This window comes from Pedobacter sp., assembly GCF_965227205.1.
GTDB lineage: Bacteria > Bacteroidota > Bacteroidia > Sphingobacteriales > Sphingobacteriaceae > Pedobacter.
Genome location: NZ_OZ245727.1, coordinates 3,216,544 through 3,235,127 on the forward strand (window position 1 = coordinate 3,216,544; position 18,584 = coordinate 3,235,127).

Here is an 18,584-nt window from a genome sequence, read left to right on the forward strand (position 1 = left end):
AATATATATATGTTCAAAGAATACCAAATGTTCAGATTGACAGATGGTGTTAAAAATGGAGTCAATAAAGCATTAGAGGCGATACTTTATTGCTTGTACACATATCAAACTAATGAGAACCTAACAGAAAAACTTATGAACCATCAAAACTCCTTTACCAGACAATTTAGATGGAGAATATCGGAGTGGATATTTCATCAATCGCGAGCTCTAAACGCTGTTTTTGATGCTCTAAAAGAGGTTTCTTATCGCTCATTTTGGGTGATTTGGCTGAGTTTTGGCTGAGTTATTTTGTATTGGAAGGCATACTTGAGGGTTTTACTAAGCTATAGACTAGAATTATAATCTATTTTAACTCTGAATTCTTTCCTAGCAAAACGAAATCATAATAATATAATCAATTCCGCTACTATTGGGGTTATCCTAAAGGCTGTAAACGTGTATATTTTTAACAATCCTTATTTTATACCATTGCACAATTATTTTAATTTTTTGAATATCTCTTGCATAGTTTGTTTATCCAGGCTTACCATATCCACCAATTTTAATGCTTTGACCATTTTTAGCGTACTGGTTTTGTAATGCTGAAAATGTGGTGTTGTCAAGTGGGATTGATAGGCCGCCTTATTCGCATATATCTCTATTATTCTAATCTGGGTAGGTGTCTCCTTCTGGAACATTGGGAAAATCGCAATCACACCTTGTTCTAGTTTTACAGAAGCCGAGGCTTCTTCTTTTAGGATAGCGTTATATTGCTCCAGGTATTCTGGTATGATTTCGATTTCGGAAATACGTACCATCATATCCTCCTGGACGATTGCGGTGGTATCAATAGATAAGACATTTCTCAGAGAATTTGCCTGCGTTCTGCTGACGTGCTTTTCGATCTGTTTTGCAACTTCTATTAGCTGCGTTTGCGTGATCCCGGTATTCATTCCCATTTTAACATGGGATTGCAGTTGGGATTCTACTCCCTGCATTGCGGCTAAAGCAGAAATAGTTACCAGTTCTCTTTGCTGATAGGTGAGCACATCGCTCTGGAAAACATCGGCAAATAAATGTTCCTTTAAAAAAGCATCGATGCTGGGAATGAATTCACCAAACCCCGGTGCCGGCTTTGCCTGGGACGTACCAGTTAAAGTCTCCAATACCTTTCTTCCACGTTCATAGTTGTCCCCTGAAGCACGGTTTATGATAATTTTCTTTCCCTCATTGTCACTAATGCCTTTGGATTTCCGCTCATCAATTACCTTCATGAAAACATTGATCGCATTGAGGCTTCGCGGAAAGCCGCAATAGGCATACAGTTGCACCAGAACTTCCTTGATTTCATTGACTGTAAGCCCTGCACCAAGTGCGGTGTTCAACTGTATCTTGAGGTTCGTCATATCACCAGTTGCGGTAAGTGACGAAATAGCCACCAGACTTTGCTGTGCCTGACTTAAAGAAGTACTGGTGCCAGTTTCAATTTGTGCGTTCATTGTTTTACTGCTTATGATCAAGGTCAGACAGATCACCCATTTGATAATGCTATGCCTTTTCATAATCTTGTTGATTTACTTCATGAAATTCCTGATCTGTTACTGCTTTAAGCCAGGCCACGCTTTCATCGCCATTGTAATTGGTAATGGCAATATGAACCATTCTGCCAGTAGCTGACGCCCCGTGCCAGTGTGTAACATTTTCTGGAATATTTATCACATCACCTTTTTTTATCGGCTGTGCAGTTTTGCCCTGTTCCTGATAAAAACCATTACCTTCAATAACAATCAGTACCTGTCCTTTTGGATGGGTATGCCAATTGGTTCTTGCCCCAGGTTCAAAGGTTACGGCACCAGCCGAAAAACCATTATTGTTGTCCCTTGCAACAAGGGGATATAAATATGCTTTTCCTGTAAACCAATCATTGGATAATGGTTCGCCCGATGGGAATATTTCTGTTGTTTCCATATTTAGAAATTTAAGAATTCTTTTTGATATAATCTCCCTAAGCTATTGCAGTTCAAACTTTACGGTTGCATTGCCAGAACCCAATGCAGCAGCAAGGCCAGCCGGATTATCAACCCGTGCAATCCTTGTATAACTATAAGACGTTGAAAACGTTTTATAAAAAAGAACCAACGTATTAGAACCGTAAAGTAACAAGTCTCCAGTGTGGATCGTTCCGGGGTTTGAAGCATTAGCTGGCAATGCTACCGGAAGGTCGAAATATTTTTCATTGCCGTTCAATTCGGTCATATTTAGCGTAAGTGGCAATCTAGCTTTAAAGGCAGTTGCCGCAGCATTACTGTTAAACGTAGCTGTAAATACAGCAGTACCTATCGTAACCTTCATCTTGCTTCCTGTTGGATTGTCTGTTTGTCCATCATTATCAGTACTTTCTGAAGTTATTTTCTGTTCATTGTCCTTGCCACAGCTTGACATACTTAAAGATAGAGAAACTAGCATCACAATGGTTGTTATAAGATATTTCATAGGATTAAATTTAGAAAGTGGATGCATCAATTACGTATCTATATCTAGCCCGCTTATCTACGATTTTTTCCCAGGCACCATTAATTTCATCAGCATTGATGAGCTGTACCTGCGGATAGATTTTATTCGCTGCGCAGTAGTCCATCACCTCCTGTGTCTCTGAAATACCGCCAATCATTGACCCGTTAAAGTTTACGCGGTTAAAGATCATATTAAAGTTATTGATTGGCAGCGCGCCATTTATCGGCTGTCCCACCTGTGTGAAATTGCCATATGGCTTTACGCAGTCTATGTATGGAGACATTTCATAGACATATGGAACTGTAGATATCATATAGTCCAGCTTGCCTTTCCAAGACTTTAAATCTTCTGCAGAATTTACAATGATCGCTTCTTTTGCCCCAAAAGCTTTGATATCACCTGTTTTTGAGGAAGACGTAGTAAATGCATAAACCTCTGCACCTTTGGAAACAGCAATTTTGATTGCCATGTGCCCCAGTCCGCCAATACCGACCACACCTACCTTGTCGCCCTTTTTCATTTTGTACTGCATCATCGGTGAATAGGTGGTTATCCCAGCGCAAAGCAGTGGCGCTGCAAATTGCAGATCAATATTGGTTGGAATTTTTATCGCGAAATGTTCGGTAACCACAATGTTATTTGAATAGCCTCCCTGGGTAATGCCCGTAGGCGAGCTTTTTTCAGGCGAACCGTAGGTTCCGACCATTCCCGTTGTTTCGCAATGGTGTTCTTCTCCTTTTTTACAACTCTCGCATTTCATGCAACTGTTAACCATACAGCCCACACCTGCTTTATCGCCTACCTTGAACTTGGTAACGCTTTTACCAATAGCGGTTACGATTCCTGCTATTTCATGACCAGGGACTTGCGGATATTGTTGCTTTCCCCAATGCCCCCTGATGGTATGGATATCCGAGTGGCAGATCCCAGAATATTTAATTTCAATTAAAATGTCATTGTCGCCTACTGGCCTGCGCTCAAAGCTCCAAGAGCTTAGTTTGCTTTGCTCGTCTTTTCCGGCAAAGCCTTTTGATTTAATATTATTAGCCATAATTGTCAGTTGATCTGTTTCTGAAAATACATTAAGTGGATCGGCAAGCATTAAGCCCGCACTTACAATTGCCGTTTGGTGAATGAACTTTCTTCTTGTTGAATAATCGGTACGTTCCATATCTGATATTTTTTCTCTAGTGATTTATATTCTAGTTGTTTTTCCTGCATCGCCTTTATAGAATATATGCACTTAAACTAGTGAAAGGCAATATTGCAGTGCACAAAACACCGATCATCTCCTCTTGTATTTATTCATGGGATTATTTTTTACCGTATTCTTCATCTGTAACTTTCTGCTGCCAGGTCACGATTCCCTTTTCCGTTTTGGGGAGGATATACATCTGTAGCATTCCCGTATCGGCACTTGCCCCATGCCAATGTTCTACGTTGGCCGGGCATTTTACGATATCTCCTTTTTTAAGGGCTTGTTTTGGCTGGCCTTTGATCTGGTGGTATCCCGTACCATCGGTGATGATCAGGATCTGACCCGCGGGATGTTTGTGCCAGTTGCTTCTCGCTCCGGGCTCGAAATAGACATTACCGACAACGGTATTATAAACCGAGTCATTCTCTACCAGCCCAATATTCCATGCCTTGCCCGTGAAATTTTCTGCTGGTCCAAGTGTGCCTTTCGGAAAAATAAAGTTTGGTTTTTTCTGATCCGCTTTTTTATTACTTTGGGCGCTTCCGGTAAAACTGAACAGAGCCAATGTAACGATTGCGGTTATTGTTAATACTTTCATATGATTTGATATTTAAATCTACTATTTCTGGTCTTTCAGGTGTTTGGTAAAAAAGGCCTCCAGCTTGTCGAACGGAATCAGGTCGGTTTTATCGTAAAGGTCGACATGCCCGGCATTTGGTATAATGACCAGTTCTTTTGGTTGTCCTGCACGTTTATAGGCATCTTCGCTAAATTCCCTGGAGTGTGCCTTATCTCCGGTAATGAACAACATTGGACGGGGTGAAATGGTTTCGATATCGTTGAAAGGGTAGAAGTTATTGAACTTTGTATTACTGCTCAATGTAGGATGTGTAGTCGTTTTCGGCGAGCCACCTTTAGGCGTATATTCCCCTCTTGGCGTGCGATAGAACTCATAGAACTCGCGCTGTATCGGATGGGTATTTGCATCCAGCTCGTGGGTAGTTCCTCCCGTATATTTGGTCTCGCCGCCCAAAAATTCGGCATAGCGTTGCGCTACTGCTTCTGCCTGGTTTTTTTTCCTTTGCTCAAGGCTCTGCGAATGGTTAAGAGCATTGCGGTTTGCCGAGCCCATGTCGTACATGCTCACCGTTGCAATTGCCTTCATCCTTGGGTCAATCTTGGCCGCGCTGACCACAAAGCTCCCACTTCCACATACGCCGAGTACTCCTATGCGCTCCCTGTCAACAAATTCTCTGGTACCAAGGAAATCCACAGCTGCACTGAAATCTTCGGCATACATGTCCGGAAGTACGGCATTGCGTGGTGAACCTTCACTTTCGCCCCAAAATGAAAGGTCAATTGCCAGGGCAATAAAACCCCTGTCCGCCATATTCGAGGCATACACATCCGCACTCTGTTCCTTTACTGCGCCCATCGGGTGGCCCACGACGATTGCTGCATTTTTTGCTTTCCTATCCAAGTTCTTGGGAATGAAAAGATGTCCAGCCACCTGGAGGTTATATTGGTTCTTGAAACTTACGGCATACAGGGCGACCTTGTCACTTACCTTAAACGTGGTGTAATCTTTAGCTGATATTTCTTTCATCTGTACATTTTTTGATGTCGATTGTGCATTTGCTGTAGCATATAAAAGCACAGCCGTGAGCGTGATAAAAATTGATTTATTCATGTTAAATGTTTTTGATGAATTTTGCCGGAACTCCTCCGACAATTGTATTTGGGGCAACGTCACTGGAAACAACTGCTCCAGCGGCAACCACGGCATTTTCTCCAATGGTAACTCCCGGAAGTATGGTTGCCCCCGCACCGATCCAGGCATTCTTTTTGATGTGTATGGCTTTTGGAACCAACGAATGCCGGTCTTCTATGAACGTTGGATGGCCTTCGGATAATATGCTTACTTTCGGAGCGATAAACACATCGTCCTCAATGGTAATTCCGCCAAGATCCAAAAAAACACAATCGAAATTGATGAACACATTTTTACCGATTTTGGTATGTTTTCCATAATTGATATGCAAAGGCGTGAATACCACAACACTTTCATAAATTTCCGAACCCGTAATCTGGCTTAATAAGCTTCTGATTTCATCTGGATCTGGGGTGCTGTTCATTTGGACCAAAAGTTTCTTGGTCGCAAACGATTCTTCTCGCATTCTGTATGCATCGGGATCGTTCGGTGAAATGGTTTCCCCATTGCGTAACCTCTCGAAAATGTTCTCTGTGCTCATTGCCCTGATTTTTAACTAAAACAAAGATAAAGGGATTCCAAAGACCTTCTGTTACATTTATTTCGCAAGTAATGTCAAATATTACCTATTATTAATTAAATATTATATTTTTACCTAATATGGCAGCAAATCAAAAAGTTATGCTCTACAAAGCAGTATCGGGAAGTGAATTTCCAGAGGATTTTAACATCCGGTTCCATACACATATGTATTGTCAGCGTGGGAGCGTGAAATTTCTCTTTAATGGCCAGCAATATGAAAGTAAAAAAGGTGAGTTTATTTTTTGGCTGGCGGGTATCGATGTTTCGGACCTGTCTTTTTCAAAAAATTTTAAGGCCACGGTTTTGTTTGTCGACAGCGATCTGCTTACCGCAAGTTTGCCCAGTGCCACGACGAGCATAGACAGCATTATACATTCCAAAGAATATCCGATCTTGCATCCGGATGAAAAAGACAAGGAGAAGATCCTGAAAAATTTTCAGTTGCTGTACGATATGTCCCAAGAAACAGGCCATCGGTTCTATGCGGAAGCACTTAAACTGCAAATGCAGATTTTCTTATTGGAGATGTGGCACATTTTTGAGGACGAGCTCGATAGAAAAAAAAGAAGTCTCCAAAGCGGAACCCTTTATGAGCAGTTCGTACAATTGGTGCGAGAACATTGCATGAGAGAGCGGGAGGTTCGGTTTTATAGCGATAAGCTGAATATCACCCCCAAGTACCTCAATTACATTTGCAAGGCCAATACCCGGATTACCGCCTCGGAATGGATACAGCGTAACGCAAAGGAGCGGATCATTATCCTGTTACAAAACAAGAAGCTAAATATTTCCGAAATAGCCGATGAAATGGACTTTTCGAGCCGTTCCTTTTTTACCCGCTATGTTAAAAAATTGCTGGGCGTGACGCCGAAGGAGTACCGAGAGCGTATATGAAAATTTTCTAATGATTTATTACCTATTCTGGTAAACTAAGGCATCCCGACATGGTGGTTATTTCCATCCTAGGAAATCGAACTTAGCCAAAAATACTTTTAAACCACCATAAAAATTTCAGTGTACAGGAATTTCTTCATGCATTATAACTATTTGTCTTTTGGCGCAAACGCCCCTGTCTTGATCCATTGGATCCATTCCTTTTTAAATTCAGCATGGCTTAACGGAGGAAGTGTACGACCCTCCCCAGGGTTCCATCCAGCCTTTACCAGTCCATCATCTGCATGGGCAATCAATTGCTCCATAGTTTTGTTTCCGTTGGTTTTAGGATTGACCAGTTGCTTGGCCAGTTGCGCAGGTGTTCTTCCCTGAAAAACCATTTTCATGTTTGCAGGAGGCAAATGCCAATTTGGGTCCCCAGGAGGGGTATTCAGACCGGGAACATTTTTAGGCTGATGACAGTTCATACATTTCATTGCGGTCACACCCTTTCCCTCAACCCCCCGTTTGGGAAACATCGCATGCAAATGGCTATCATCTCCCTGTAAAGGAATGTCTCCTGATGGATGGCAGTTCATACAACGTGGACTCATCAACACCTTATACACCTGCATAAATGCTTTTGTAGAGGCGACACTATCCTTTTCAGCTGCCTTAATATTTACAACGGTTGTTGTGGTTCCATGTTCAATACCAAAGCCCATGAAAATTACCAATGAAAACAGTACCGTTAGCACTGCAATCGTTCTTATTTTTCTAGAAAAGCCCTTTTGTGAATTTAAATCTTGTTTCATGTGAATGAGTTAATTTATCAACTGGATTCTCTTACTTTTTCGAGGCCTTGGCAGCCAAATGAATGGCATCTCTAATCCGCAAATAGGTACCGCAACGACAGATGTTTCCTGCCATGGCATCGTCGATATCTTGATCGGTTGGATTTTTATTCTCTTTGAGCAGAACAGCTGCCGACATGATCTGACCCGCTTGGCAGTAGCCGCATTGCGAAACATCAAGGTCAAGCCATGCTTTTTGCAGTGGGTGGTCATTGGTTTGCGAAAGTCCTTCTATCGTCACTACGCTTTTGCCCGCAGCCCTACTAACCTTAGTCACACAAGAACGGACTGCTTCACCATCTAAGTGAACAACGCAAGCACCGCACTGTGCAACTCCGCAGCCATACTTTGTGCCTACTAGGCCAACAATATCCCTCAGTACCCAAAGCAATGGCATATCAGGATCTGCATCTATTTTATGTGTCTTTTTATTGATATTTAAAGTGATCATATTTTTAGCTTAAATGTAATGGCAGAATTCTTTATACGTTCGGTGAACTTGTAGGTTTCGCAAGCATGAACGGTTGCTCGTAATACCGTTTTCCTGTTGCTTTGAATAGCGCATTGGCCACTGCACCGAAAACCGGAGGGAAAGGAGGTTCACCAAGTCCTGTCGGGTCAATGTCGTTCTCTACAAAGCTGACCTCTATTTTCTTTGGTGCCTCGGGCATGCGGATGATCCTATATTTATGAAAGTTACTTTCCTCTACAACACCCGCTTTGTGTGTAAGCCCACCATAAAGACTATTGCCAATTCCATCTACCACTGCTCCCTGAACCATATTCACCGCAGCATCCGGATTGATTACAATTCCGCAATCGACCGCACTGAACACCCTTTCTACATAGGGCTGTCCGTCCCGCATTACCATATCTATCACATGGGCAGCGTAGGAAGCGTGGCAGAAATAAGCAGAAACACCTCTGCTATATCTACTATGGTCGGCTCCATTCCAACCCGATTTTTCCTTCACTAGCTGGAGCACTGCCGCATAACGGTCGGGATTATAGTCGTTATTTCTACCTACAGGATTTTCTTTGGCTCTCTTGAGCAGTTCCAAACGGAAATCGATCGGGTCTTTCCCCATAGCTTCAGCCAGTTCATCCAAAAAAGATTGTTCGGCAGCAGCAGCAAAATTTGATCCCGGCGCTCTAAATGAACCCACTGTAATGTTCGATGGGATTTGCCAACTTTCAGCTAAGTAATTGTCAATTGCACCAGCTGGGAAACGGTTTGCATGCACAGCATGCTCAGGAATTCCTCCACCCTTTAAATGAAATCCGATCAGCTTTTTATCCGCATCAAGTGCGGCACGGTATGTGGCAGTGTACATTGGCCGGTAAATCCCATAAGTTGCATCATCCTCACGTGTATAAATCAATTTTACCGGTGCTTTAATTCGCCTGGAAATCAAAGCGGTTTCCACGAGGTAGTGTCCGTAAGATTTTCTGCCAAATCCACCACCCATCCTGGTCATCCGTATTTCTATTTTCTCGGCGGGTAGCTTCAATATTTTCATCAATGTCGGCTCTACGAAGCCAGGTATTTGAACTGGACCAATCAATAATGCCATATCATCCGTTACATGGGCGAAGAAATTAATGGGTTCCATGCAGTTGTGTGCAAGGAACGGTGCATTATAAGTTCTTTCAATAATCTGAGCAGCATTTTTAAATGCAGTTTCCGGATCGCCATCCTTTCTCAATTGTTGGCCAGGCTTTACTGCATATTCCTTCATCTTAGCTCGTTGGGCGTCGGTATCCTCTAATTCTCCTGGAACCTTTACCTCCCGTTTTCCATTTCTTCCACCAAAGGTATTCACTACGTCAGTTGCCTGGGTCCATTCTACAGTTAACTTTTTACGTGCTTCCATCACCTCCCAAGTTGTCTTTCCTACAACTACAAGTAAATCGTTGAAAGTACGCACGTCAAAACCACCCTGTTCAAAGCCATCTTCATAAAGTTTCATGGTAAAAACATCGGTTATACCCGGCATTTTCAACGCGTGGGCAGCATCGAAAGATTTGAGTTTCATCCCAAAAGCAGGTGGATGGTGGATCATTGCAATCAACATGCCTTCATGTTTGTAATCCAGGCCAAAGAGCGGTTTGCCTGAGACAATTTTCGATCCCTCTACATTTTTCTTGGAATTACCGACCACGCTGAAATTTTTAAGATCTTTAAGCTTCACCACACCTTTTGCAACGGTAATGGTAGCCGCTTTGGAAGCGAACTCTCCATATTTTCCTTTTTTACCAGATTTCTCATGATAAAGCATTCCCGCTTTAGTGGTAATTTCTTCGGCCGGTACGGCCCAAGTTTGGGCAGCCGCCTGGACTAGCATATATCGCCCAGTTGCACCTGCTTCGCGCAGCACTCTCCAATACATCCGCATGGAATTGCTTCCTCCAGTGAATTGTGGACCTAACTTTACATTATCATGATGCCCCATTTCAACTAATACTTGCTGCCAATCTACATCCAGTTCCTCGGCTACGATCATTGGCAGTGAAGTCATCACATTCTGTCCAAACTCCGGGTTAGGGCAAATGATCTTGATGGTACTGTCTGGCATAATCTTTATATAGCCGTTCAATTCGCTCCATTGTGCGAGAGTATCGGCGTTGGCAGTCCTGTCTGCGGCCGCAAATTTCGCCAGACCGCTAAAATGGATGAGCAACCCTCCTCCAGCAAGTGCGGAAGTTTTCAAAAATGAACGTCTACTTTGACTAGTATTGGTCTTTTCCATTGTGAATGGTTTTTATAATGTCTTTTAACAAGTTGGTTATTACAGTTAAGTTACTAATAATTAAGGCAATTAGTTAACCCATATGTCTGTAGGTCTCCAATCGGATACCTACAAGATCGTGTATTTTAGTTATTCGGTAGAGATTAATAGATGGTTCGGCTAAAGTTATAGATGAACTCCGCCTTATCATCTATGGTTAGGCTATAGCCTAGTCTTACTACTAGTGTTTTTGTCCTTTATTGATGTCAAAAAGATGAAGTATTTGTGGAAACAATGCCGCTAAATATTCATCAGCACCTTTCTTTGATCCTGGGAAAGTAAGCACTAACGTATTGCCTGCAAAACCTGCTATTCCCCTAGAAAGCATGGCATAGGGCATACGCTCTTGTCCATATCTTCTTGCTGTTTCCATGATGCCATCGATTGGCCTATCAATCAGCGGCGCAATAGCTTCAGGCGTAACGTCACGAGGAGATAAACCAGTTCCTCCGGTGAATATCACAAGTTGGTGTTGATACCCACAAAGTTCAACAGCTTTATTTCTTATCGTTTCTACCTCATCTTTTACAATTTCGTAAGCAAGTGTATCAATTCCCAGAGCTTCAAGCTGAGCGATGATGTGCTTACCAGAACTGTCTTCAGATTCGCCTCGAGAAACTGAGTCCGAACAGACAACCACTGCAGCTTTGAGATGAGAAAATTTCAAATGTTTAAGATCAGTCTTACCGCCTGATTTTTTAAGTAGCTTGATACTTGAAATCTCTACGCCCTTATCAATGGGTTTGAGCATGTCATAAATTGTAAGAGCCGTAATTGATGCGCCATGCATGGCCTCGACCTCAACACCTGTTTTGTAGATGGTATGCACTTCTACTGTAATGACCAGAGATAACCCCTCAATCTCATAAGAAATATTTGTGTATTCTATTGGCAATGGATGGCAATCGGGAATCAGATCGCTGGTTTTTTTCACGCCTAGCAATCCAGCAGCCCGTGCGAATTCATACACGTCGCCTTTTGGTACTTTTCGTTGCTGAATAGCTACAATCGTTTCAGGTTTGGAAACACTTACCGTTGCAGTAGCGATTGCTATTCTTAAGGTGCTTGATTTTTGGGTGATGTTTACCATGTTATATGTTCTCCTTCCACTGGTGTGTATTATCTTCAAATATTTCCTTGCCCCAAATTGGCAGTTCCGCTTTTAAACGCTCTACAATTTCGGTGCACGCATCAATAGCTGGTTTGCGGTGCGCTGATGAAGTGAAAACAAAAAGACATATTTCTCCAGCTTTAATGGTACCCAAACTGTGGTGAACGTGCATGCAATGCAATTGATACTTCGCAAAAACGGCTTCCCTAATTTCATGCATTTTTTCTAGCGCAGCCTCTTCGAAAGCGGTGTACTCGATTGAAGCTACCAACTTGCCATCGATATCGTCTTTTCTTACCTGCCCCATAAAGATGCTGTGCCCGCCGATAGCTGTTTTACTACTGTGCTTGGCGATACTGTCGGCAATAAATACAGGTTCGATCGCTCCTGTTACAAATATGTTCTTTATTGGTTTTTCTAACATCATATTAGGTAATTGTGCCATTTGGCGATGCCGCCTTTTAGGCTATAAATGTTTTTTGTGTTGCCATACTTTTCGTGCATGGCCTCGGCCGCCGCAACACTTCTTATACCATGTTGGCAAATCAATACGATGTTCTTTTCATTGATCTCTTCTTCTAGCAAAGCATTAAAATTTGACATCGGAAACTGCTGGTAAATATTTTTGTCCAATCGAGGAAATTCATGTTCTTCCCTTACGTCGATGCATAGTGAAGATTTCTCCTTTCTAATGCTATCCAATTGTTCACCGTCTATTTCTATGTATCCCCTATGTCCAATATCAGCACTTAGCAAAGCATCAACGGAGTTGGGAAGTTGATAATCTTCCCCCTTAGTGATTTTCAATTCGTACTGCTCATTGTTTAGCAAATTGTAATGTAGTAGTCTGTTGATTAAAGGTTTTCCGATGCCTGTAATCAGCTTTATGATTTCGCCTGCTGCCATCATACCAATAATACCTGGCAACACACCAAGGACACCATTTTCCGCGCAGTTGGGTATTTCGCCCACCGCAGGCTCAACTGGAAAAAGATCACGATAGTTTGTCGCCAATCCGTTTTCATCAGGTACATTGAAAACGGCCAGTTGGCCTTCATAGCCAGAAACAGCAGCAAAAATTAATGGCCTTTTTAGTACGGCACAAACATCATTAATCAAGTATCTAGTCTTGAAATTGTCTGTTCCATCAAAAACAACATCATATTCTCCGAGCAATTCAACTATGTTATCTCGCACCAAGCGTTTTGGATAGGAAACAATATGGACCTCAGCATTCATTTCGGTTAATCGAGCTTTGACCACAGTTACTTTCAGCTTTCCCAGATCGCCCGTTGTATAAAGAATTTGTCGGTGAAGATTTGATAAGGAAATAATATCATCATCAACAATACCCAACCGGCCAACACCTGCTGCTGCAAGATATTGTAGGGCAGGACAGCCAAGCCCTCCAGCACCCACCACCAAAACCTTAGCCGTTGCCAGTTTCTTTTGTGCCTGCTCGCCGAAACCTTGGAGTATGAGCTGTCTATTATATCTTTCGCTATCCATGATTTAACCTCCTGAAAACGGCGGCATAATTGCAACCGAATCCTGTTCACTTAATGGTTCGTTATACTGAATGATATTCTTATTTACTGCGAGTTTGTATTTCATTCCTGCGAGCTTAGGAAATGAATTTTCAAGATAGCTTTTAAGGCTATCGGTGTCACGAATTTCTCCAACATCCATCCGCTGGTTTGCCAGAAATTCAGCTATTTTTCCAAAAGTTATGATCTCAATCTCCATACCTCTAATTTACTCTTAAAATTGTGATCTTGCTTAGGCCCTTTACATAGCGCCTACCAGAGGCCACATCTATGGGCGCAATCATTGCGATATTTCCCTTTTCAGCTTTTTTGGGGTCAACATCAAAACTATACAAGACTAATATATTATCCCTGCTTTTTGAATTGAAGACTTCATTCCATGAAAGCACGACTTTATAACCATCGGTAGCTGTACAAACCAAATAATATTCACTCAAGGCAGTAGGCGTTGGAGAGTCGATTTCCACTTTAGAGAGGATGTCTTTTAACAAAACACCTTTTATATTTTTAATGGTGCTTTTGCGTTCCATTTTATGATTATAGATGACCATACTATCAAGAGCTAACATCGGATATTTTTTGAGGCTGTCAAGTGATACAACTAAAGTTTGTTCCACCTTTCCATCAACTTTAAATTCTTTGCTTTCCTGTGCTTTGGCTGAAAAACAGATTAACAGAAGGATTGGAATAAGATATTTCATATTAGGCGGTGGTAAGTAAAAGTTTATAGCTTGCCAGTGCCAGTACAATAGCCAGTACATATTTTAAGGCAGTCTGCGGGAATTTCAATGAGCCGAAATAAGCTCCAGCAATTCCGCCGACAAAGGCAATGGCTACGTAAAGGAACATATCCGTGGTAAATGTGATGCCCTTGATCAGTTGTCCTGCTAAACCTGCAAAGGAATTAACAAAGATGAAAGCAGCGCTGATGGCCGCAGTCTGCTTTTGATCAGTCCATTTTAACAAGATCAGAATTGGGGAAAGAATGATGCCCCCGCCTATGCCGATCATACCTGATAGCAGACCAATTATACCTCCAATCAATAAGGATAGAGGAATGTTTGATGGCTTTTGGTCTCTGGGGTCAGCATTCGGGAAAAAGAAGAAACGAAAAACAGGAATAAGTAGTAATGCGCCAAGTATTTTCTTATAGACATTGCTTTCGATAGCCATCGTGCCGCCAAGGAAAGAGAACGGAATGGAAGTGGCTACAAATGGCCAAAAGGTCTTCCATCTAAAATGGCCGCCCCTGTAAAACTGGGCGAAAGAGATCGAGGATACGAAAAGGTTAAGCAATAGTGCGGTTGGCTTCATCACCAAAGGGGATATGGCAAAGGTAGCCATTAGCGCCAGATAACCACTAGCGCCACCATGGCCAACCGAGGCATAAAGAAAGGCAACGATGAAAAGAAGCGAAAATAATAGTAGTATTTCTGTTTGCATAGATGCTAGTTAATTCGGTAATAATAACGCACAAACCTCGTCTCCAGGAAAGAATTCAGTAGCCTCTTCATCTAAACAGATCAAGCAGTTCGCCTGCGCAAAAGAACTCATGCGGTAGGAATCCTGTGCGCCCAAAGGTTTAGCTTTACCCTCATGATAAATACTCTTTAAAAAATGGGTCAGGCCACTTGGCTTACGATAGCCAGCTATTAGTATCGCTGTTACAATTTTCACTTTAATAAAACTATTGTTCAATAGCCCTATTGCTGGAAAAACATAATTATAAAAGCAGCTTAGCACGGATGATGGGTTGCCAGGCAAACCAAAGACGAGCTTGTTTTCCTTCTTGCCAAAATAAAGGGGCTTGCCCGGTTTCTGTTTTACTTTATGGAAGATCTGCTTGACACCACATAAGCTGGTAGCTTGGATTACGAAATCATAATCACCTACGCTAACGCCACCAGTTAGCAGTACCATATCATGGGTCTGCAAGGCGGCACCTAATATATGAGTTAAGGTTTCAAGGTCATCCTTTGCGGTCAAAATCTCGACACCAGTTATCCCCATTTGGTTTAGTGCGGCAGTAAGCGCAAACGAATTTGATTCGTAAACCTGGCCAAAAGCTAAAGGCGATCCTGGCTGTTGCAGCTCGTTTCCGGTAAGGATGATTGCGATCTTTGGTGAAGGAACGATACTTACTTTGTCTATTCCAATTCCCGCAAGAAAGCCCATGGCGGCTGGGGTCATTAAGCTTCCTTTGCCTATCGCAAGATCGCCCAATTTAATTTCTGAACCTTTCTCCCTTGCATTGAGGCCTTTTTTCAGGTTCGGATCAAGAAGGACGACCTTATCATTTTCTAGTGATACTTTCTCCTGCATAATAACGGTATCAGCCTGCAAAGGAAGAGGTGCTCCTGTAAAAATGCGATAAGCTTCACCATGCCCAATCGAAGCATTCAACGTTGTTCCCGCAGCCATTTCGCCAACTAGTTTCAGCGAGGTAACGTTTTCTTCAAATTTAAAGGCATAGCCATCCATTGAGGATTGCCTGAAAGCAGGGATATCGCATATGGCATAAACATCTTCAGCTAGGATGCGCCCAGCTGCCTCCTCAAGCGGAACAGTGATGGCTTGCAGTTTAGCAGCATGATCGTAGATTAATTTCTTTGCTTCTCTAACTGAAATCATAGCTGGCCTATCCTCCAATGGTGATCATACTGCGGTTCTTGATACTCTCGGCATCCAATAATTCAAAATGTTTGCCAAGCTGCCCGCCCAATTCCTTTTTCTTGCTCCAAATTGAAGCCGCGATTAATGGCAATATTTCTTCGTTCTTTCGAAGCGCAGTGAGTAGGTCGGTTTCTCCATCACTGAACAAACAGTTTTTCAGTTTACCATCGGCAGTTAGTCGCATGCGGTTACAGGTACTGCAAAACGGAGCTGTCATGGTGCTGATGATGGCGAATGAACCTTCGTGTCCTGGGATCATAAAGCTTTTTGCCGTGTCGTGCGGTTCTGCCTTAACTGGTAGAATGGTATAGTCTTTTCCAACAACGCTCAGTATTTCCTGGAGCGAGAACATCTTGTTACTGGTCCATTTATTGCCGCTAAAAGGCATAAATTCGATAAACCGGATCTGGATTGGATTATGTTTGGTCCATTTGATAAAGTCAATAATCTCATTATCATTTAGCCCCTTCATCACAACCATATTGATCTTAACGGTTATCTTATGTTGCAACAGCAATTCTATATTGCTTCGTACCTGATGGAAAAGGTCTCGACGGGTAATCACTAGGAACTTTTCTGGCTGCAAAGTATCTAAGCTGATGTTAATGGTCTTAATTCCCGCACCGATCAACGTGGGTAATAGTTCTGCAATCCTAGTTCCGTTGGTGGTGATCACCAGTTCGACTGGCAACCCGCCAAGGGCGGTAATGATTTCTGCGGCATCTTTACGAACCAATGGCTCCCCACCGGTTAATCTGATTTTTTTTACACCTTGTTCAACAAAGATCTTAGCTAAATGTAAAATCTCATCTGGCTGCATTAATCGGGAAGCAGGCGTAAAGTCGTAGTCTTCTTCTGGCATGCAGTAAAAGCAACGGAAATTACAGTTATCTGTTAAAGATATCCGCAGGTAGTCGTGTACGCGTCCAAAAGAGTCAACTATCATTTTTGCTGTGTTAAATTTTTATAGTCAGTTTCCGTGTCGATATCAACATGCCCAAGTTCAAATGGAATAGTGGTCATTTCATCAACGTAATGGGTCAATATATGTTTTGCACCTGAATGTCCCTCCAACAACATCAGTTCTTCAAAATACTTTTTATTGAAGAGCGCTGGTGTTCCGATCGTATGTGCATATTGGCTGGCAACCAAGTTTTTACCAGTTCTTTCATGGCTGTCCAATAAATTTTCAAAGGTGGCAGAAGTAATAAATGGCTGATCCGACACTGTGATTATTACATTTTCAGTGCTGGGTTCCAGATCAATCATTTTGCCTAATCCGGCAGCTATGCTTGTCGACATTCCTTCTGCCCAGCTATCATTAATAATATGATTTATTTTGAGTTCTGGGTGTGCAGTTAGGATTTCATTGGCAAAGGCACCTAAGACTAGAACTATAGGTGCACAGGATGTATGTTCGGCGGCCTCGACGGTAGTTGCCAGAAGCGTTCGCCCTTTGAAACTTAGCATTTGCTTGGGGCTTCCCAACCTGCTAGAGTTTCCAGCCGCCAATATGATAATTCCAGTACTCATAGGCTTTTTTCGGTATTGCTATGGATCGCTCCAGTTTTTTCTTTCAATGATTTTCCGGCAGCTCTCGCAAAAACCGATTTGATTTCGGCAATGATGGAAATGGCAATTTCTTCAGCAGTTTCCGCACCGATATCGAGTCCCACAGGGCCATGGACGCGCATCTGGTTTTCTTCCGTATTCATTTGCAATTCATCGAGCATACGGATCAATTTCTTCTTTGGTCCCAATGTACCGATATAGGGTGCATCAGTAGTCAGTAGCATCCCCAAAAGTTCTATGTCATAATTATAGTTATGGGTCATCAGCACGATTGCAGTCTGTCCATCTATCTCTACTAGCGGAAACAATTGCGCTGGTTTTGCAATCAACACGTTTTTAGCTTTGCCAAAACGTTGCTGTGTAGCGTGAGTTGGTCTTCCATCGGCTACGGTTACTTCCCAACCTAGCATATAGGCAATCTCCGCTAAGGGCTGGGCATCGTTCCCTGCTCCTGCGATGATGATAGAGATTGGAGGTTTGACAAACTCTAAAAAGGCATCGATTGATTCCGAGCCGAATGGATAAGCTTTGAACTCGGAGGTTTTGCCAGCAAAAGTTTCCTCTACATCAGTGAGCAATTGGGACCTGATAGCTAGCGGAACATTTTCTATAACATTTGTATTATTATAGACCATGACAGTTCCAATCTGACTTTTACTTTCTAAGGAAAACAAGGTAACAACCATCGCATCTGCTCTTTCCGATTGTAAGGCCTCTAGGATGGAGATTGGATTTATCTCTTTATTGCTGTCGATAGGTTCGAAAAGAATATGTACAATACCGTTGCAGCCCAACTGTATACCAAACTTTGCATCATCTTCATCAGTAGTATCATAGGTGACTAATTTATTTTCTTGTTGATGGATGGCAGACAGTGCTTTTTTCAGCGCATCACCCTCCAAACATCCGCCACTGATCGCTCCGGTTAACATACCATCTTCTGTGACGAGCATCCTTGCTCCAGCCCTTCTGTAGGATGAGCCTTCCACACGGACGACAGTGGCAAGAGCAGACCTAACACTCTGTTTTTGAGTATTTCGATATGCCTTAAGTATGTCTATAATTTCTTTCATGCTTAACTCAATATTGCCGGATGTAATAAATGTATGTCTAAATTAAAGATAAAAGATAAGACGAAATTATTAGCCAAAACCATACAAATGTTACTTCAATTATTG

21 protein-coding genes are annotated in these 18,584 nt (G+C 42.3%); 1 reads left to right on the forward strand and 20 read right to left on the reverse strand.

What is annotated here, in order from left to right; translation table 11 throughout:
* Positions 1–479 precede the first annotated feature (479 nt).
* The 7 genes from ACO05K_RS13740 to ACO05K_RS13770 all read right to left on the reverse strand — a co-directional run bounded on the left by ACO05K_RS13740 (position 480) and on the right by ACO05K_RS13770 (position 5,946).
* Positions 480–1,481, reverse strand: coding sequence for a carboxymuconolactone decarboxylase family protein (locus ACO05K_RS13740; RefSeq protein ID WP_421945006.1), 1,002 nt, complete (start codon positions 1,479–1,481; stop codon positions 480–482).
* Positions 1,482–1,530: 49 nt separating this feature from the next.
* Positions 1,531–1,950 (reverse strand): (R)-mandelonitrile lyase, encoded by a 420-nt coding sequence (locus ACO05K_RS13745; RefSeq protein ID WP_421945007.1) that lies wholly within the window; start codon positions 1,948–1,950, stop codon positions 1,531–1,533.
* 42 nt (positions 1,951–1,992) lie between these two features.
* A complete protein-coding gene (locus ACO05K_RS13750) occupies positions 1,993–2,475 on the reverse strand; it encodes a cyclophilin-like fold protein (RefSeq protein WP_421945008.1) in 483 nt (160 codons plus the stop codon).
* Positions 2,476–2,485: 10 nt separating this feature from the next.
* A complete protein-coding gene (locus ACO05K_RS13755; protein ID WP_421945009.1) occupies positions 2,486–3,667 on the reverse strand; it encodes an NAD(P)-dependent alcohol dehydrogenase in 1,182 nt (393 codons plus the stop codon).
* Between the two features lie 142 nt (positions 3,668–3,809).
* Positions 3,810–4,292: a cupin domain-containing protein gene (locus tag ACO05K_RS13760; RefSeq protein ID WP_421945010.1), complete on the reverse strand. Its 483-nt coding sequence runs from the start codon at positions 4,290–4,292 to the stop codon at positions 3,810–3,812.
* A 21-nt stretch (positions 4,293–4,313) separates the two neighbouring features.
* Entirely contained in the window at positions 4,314–5,384 is a 1,071-nt protein-coding gene (locus tag ACO05K_RS13765) for an alpha/beta hydrolase (protein WP_421945011.1), read from the reverse strand.
* A gap of 1 nt (position 5,385) precedes the next feature.
* Entirely contained in the window at positions 5,386–5,946 is a 561-nt protein-coding gene (locus ACO05K_RS13770; RefSeq protein ID WP_421945012.1) for a DapH/DapD/GlmU-related protein, read from the reverse strand.
* A 119-nt stretch (positions 5,947–6,065) separates the two neighbouring features.
* Here ACO05K_RS13770 and ACO05K_RS13775 point away from each other — a divergent pair, with 119 nt between their 5' ends.
* The gene (locus tag ACO05K_RS13775; protein WP_421945013.1) at positions 6,066–6,881 is read left to right on the forward strand and encodes an AraC family transcriptional regulator; all 816 of its coding nucleotides are present in this window, start codon (positions 6,066–6,068) and stop codon (positions 6,879–6,881) included.
* Between the two features lie 149 nt (positions 6,882–7,030).
* Here ACO05K_RS13775 and ACO05K_RS13780 read toward each other — a convergent pair whose 3' ends face one another.
* The 13 genes from ACO05K_RS13780 to ACO05K_RS13840 form a co-directional block, all read right to left on the reverse strand.
* Positions 7,031–7,675: a hypothetical protein gene (locus tag ACO05K_RS13780; RefSeq protein ID WP_421945014.1), complete on the reverse strand. Its 645-nt coding sequence runs from the start codon at positions 7,673–7,675 to the stop codon at positions 7,031–7,033.
* Positions 7,676–7,706: 31 nt separating this feature from the next.
* Positions 7,707–8,165 (reverse strand): (2Fe-2S)-binding protein, encoded by a 459-nt coding sequence (locus tag ACO05K_RS13785; protein WP_421945015.1) that lies wholly within the window; start codon positions 8,163–8,165, stop codon positions 7,707–7,709.
* Between the two features lie 31 nt (positions 8,166–8,196).
* Complete coding sequence (locus ACO05K_RS13790; RefSeq protein ID WP_421945016.1) at positions 8,197–10,464, reverse strand: molybdopterin cofactor-binding domain-containing protein; 2,268 nt, start codon at positions 10,462–10,464, stop codon at positions 8,197–8,199.
* Between the two features lie 220 nt (positions 10,465–10,684).
* Positions 10,685–11,593, reverse strand: coding sequence for a bifunctional molybdenum cofactor biosynthesis protein MoaC/MoaB (gene moaCB / locus ACO05K_RS13795; protein ID WP_421945017.1), 909 nt, complete (start codon positions 11,591–11,593; stop codon positions 10,685–10,687).
* Position 11,594: 1 nt separating this feature from the next.
* Positions 11,595–12,059 (reverse strand): molybdenum cofactor biosynthesis protein MoaE, encoded by a 465-nt coding sequence (locus ACO05K_RS13800; RefSeq protein ID WP_421945018.1) that lies wholly within the window; start codon positions 12,057–12,059, stop codon positions 11,595–11,597.
* Positions 12,038–13,123 (reverse strand): ThiF family adenylyltransferase, encoded by a 1,086-nt coding sequence (locus ACO05K_RS13805; RefSeq protein ID WP_421945019.1) that lies wholly within the window; start codon positions 13,121–13,123, stop codon positions 12,038–12,040. Before ACO05K_RS13805 ends, ACO05K_RS13800 begins: the two co-directional genes overlap by 22 nt.
* A gap of 3 nt (positions 13,124–13,126) precedes the next feature.
* A complete protein-coding gene (locus tag ACO05K_RS13810) occupies positions 13,127–13,360 on the reverse strand; it encodes a MoaD/ThiS family protein (protein ID WP_421945020.1) in 234 nt (77 codons plus the stop codon).
* A gap of 4 nt (positions 13,361–13,364) precedes the next feature.
* Complete coding sequence (locus ACO05K_RS13815) at positions 13,365–13,862, reverse strand: molybdopterin-binding protein (protein ID WP_421945021.1); 498 nt, start codon at positions 13,860–13,862, stop codon at positions 13,365–13,367.
* A gap of 1 nt (position 13,863) precedes the next feature.
* A complete protein-coding gene (locus ACO05K_RS13820; protein WP_421945022.1) occupies positions 13,864–14,604 on the reverse strand; it encodes a sulfite exporter TauE/SafE family protein in 741 nt (246 codons plus the stop codon).
* 9 nt (positions 14,605–14,613) lie between these two features.
* A complete protein-coding gene (glp, locus tag ACO05K_RS13825; protein ID WP_421945023.1) occupies positions 14,614–15,792 on the reverse strand; it encodes a gephyrin-like molybdotransferase Glp in 1,179 nt (392 codons plus the stop codon).
* A 7-nt stretch (positions 15,793–15,799) separates the two neighbouring features.
* A complete protein-coding gene (gene moaA, locus ACO05K_RS13830) occupies positions 15,800–16,780 on the reverse strand; it encodes a GTP 3',8-cyclase MoaA (RefSeq protein WP_421945024.1) in 981 nt (326 codons plus the stop codon).
* Positions 16,777–17,367 carry a nucleotidyltransferase family protein gene (locus ACO05K_RS13835; RefSeq protein ID WP_421945025.1) on the reverse strand — a complete coding sequence of 197 codons (591 nt, stop codon included), beginning with the start codon at positions 17,365–17,367 and terminating at the stop codon, positions 16,777–16,779. The genes moaA and ACO05K_RS13835 overlap by 4 nt, the downstream gene beginning before the upstream one ends.
* On the reverse strand, positions 17,364–18,479 hold the full coding sequence (locus tag ACO05K_RS13840; RefSeq protein ID WP_421945026.1) for an XdhC family protein: 1,116 nt from the start codon (positions 18,477–18,479) through the stop codon (positions 17,364–17,366). The genes ACO05K_RS13835 and ACO05K_RS13840 overlap by 4 nt, the downstream gene beginning before the upstream one ends.
* Between the last annotated feature and the right edge of the window lie 105 nt (positions 18,480–18,584).

What these genes read in the sequence shown, in the direction of transcription:
- ACO05K_RS13740 (WP_421945006.1), bottom strand. Translation starts at nt 1,481, where the DNA reads ATGAACGCACAAATTGAAACTGGCACCAGTACTTCTTTAAGTCAGGCA.
- ACO05K_RS13745 (WP_421945007.1), bottom strand. Translation starts at nt 1,950, where the DNA reads ATGGAAACAACAGAAATATTCCCATCGGGCGAACCATTATCCAATGAT.
- ACO05K_RS13750 (WP_421945008.1), bottom strand. Translation starts at nt 2,475, where the DNA reads ATGAAATATCTTATAACAACCATTGTGATGCTAGTTTCTCTATCTTTA.
- ACO05K_RS13755 (WP_421945009.1), bottom strand. Translation starts at nt 3,667, where the DNA reads ATGGAACGTACCGATTATTCAACAAGAAGAAAGTTCATTCACCAAACG.
- ACO05K_RS13760 (WP_421945010.1), bottom strand. Translation starts at nt 4,292, where the DNA reads ATGAAAGTATTAACAATAACCGCAATCGTTACATTGGCTCTGTTCAGT.
- ACO05K_RS13765 (WP_421945011.1), bottom strand. Translation starts at nt 5,384, where the DNA reads ATGAATAAATCAATTTTTATCACGCTCACGGCTGTGCTTTTATATGCT.
- ACO05K_RS13770 (WP_421945012.1), bottom strand. Translation starts at nt 5,946, where the DNA reads ATGAGCACAGAGAACATTTTCGAGAGGTTACGCAATGGGGAAACCATT.
- ACO05K_RS13775 (WP_421945013.1), top strand. Translation starts at nt 6,066, where the DNA reads ATGGCAGCAAATCAAAAAGTTATGCTCTACAAAGCAGTATCGGGAAGT.
- ACO05K_RS13780 (WP_421945014.1), bottom strand. Translation starts at nt 7,675, where the DNA reads ATGAAACAAGATTTAAATTCACAAAAGGGCTTTTCTAGAAAAATAAGA.
- ACO05K_RS13785 (WP_421945015.1), bottom strand. Translation starts at nt 8,165, where the DNA reads ATGATCACTTTAAATATCAATAAAAAGACACATAAAATAGATGCAGAT.
- ACO05K_RS13790 (WP_421945016.1), bottom strand. Translation starts at nt 10,464, where the DNA reads ATGGAAAAGACCAATACTAGTCAAAGTAGACGTTCATTTTTGAAAACT.
- moaCB (WP_421945017.1), bottom strand. Translation starts at nt 11,593, where the DNA reads ATGGTAAACATCACCCAAAAATCAAGCACCTTAAGAATAGCAATCGCT.
- ACO05K_RS13800 (WP_421945018.1), bottom strand. Translation starts at nt 12,059, where the DNA reads ATGGCACAATTACCTAATATGATGTTAGAAAAACCAATAAAGAACATA.
- ACO05K_RS13805 (WP_421945019.1), bottom strand. Translation starts at nt 13,123, where the DNA reads ATGGATAGCGAAAGATATAATAGACAGCTCATACTCCAAGGTTTCGGC.
- ACO05K_RS13810 (WP_421945020.1), bottom strand. Translation starts at nt 13,360, where the DNA reads ATGGAGATTGAGATCATAACTTTTGGAAAAATAGCTGAATTTCTGGCA.
- ACO05K_RS13815 (WP_421945021.1), bottom strand. Translation starts at nt 13,862, where the DNA reads ATGAAATATCTTATTCCAATCCTTCTGTTAATCTGTTTTTCAGCCAAA.
- ACO05K_RS13820 (WP_421945022.1), bottom strand. Translation starts at nt 14,604, where the DNA reads ATGCAAACAGAAATACTACTATTATTTTCGCTTCTTTTCATCGTTGCC.
- glp (WP_421945023.1), bottom strand. Translation starts at nt 15,792, where the DNA reads ATGATTTCAGTTAGAGAAGCAAAGAAATTAATCTACGATCATGCTGCT.
- moaA (WP_421945024.1), bottom strand. Translation starts at nt 16,780, where the DNA reads ATGATAGTTGACTCTTTTGGACGCGTACACGACTACCTGCGGATATCT.
- ACO05K_RS13835 (WP_421945025.1), bottom strand. Translation starts at nt 17,367, where the DNA reads ATGAGTACTGGAATTATCATATTGGCGGCTGGAAACTCTAGCAGGTTG.
- ACO05K_RS13840 (WP_421945026.1), bottom strand. Translation starts at nt 18,479, where the DNA reads ATGAAAGAAATTATAGACATACTTAAGGCATATCGAAATACTCAAAAA.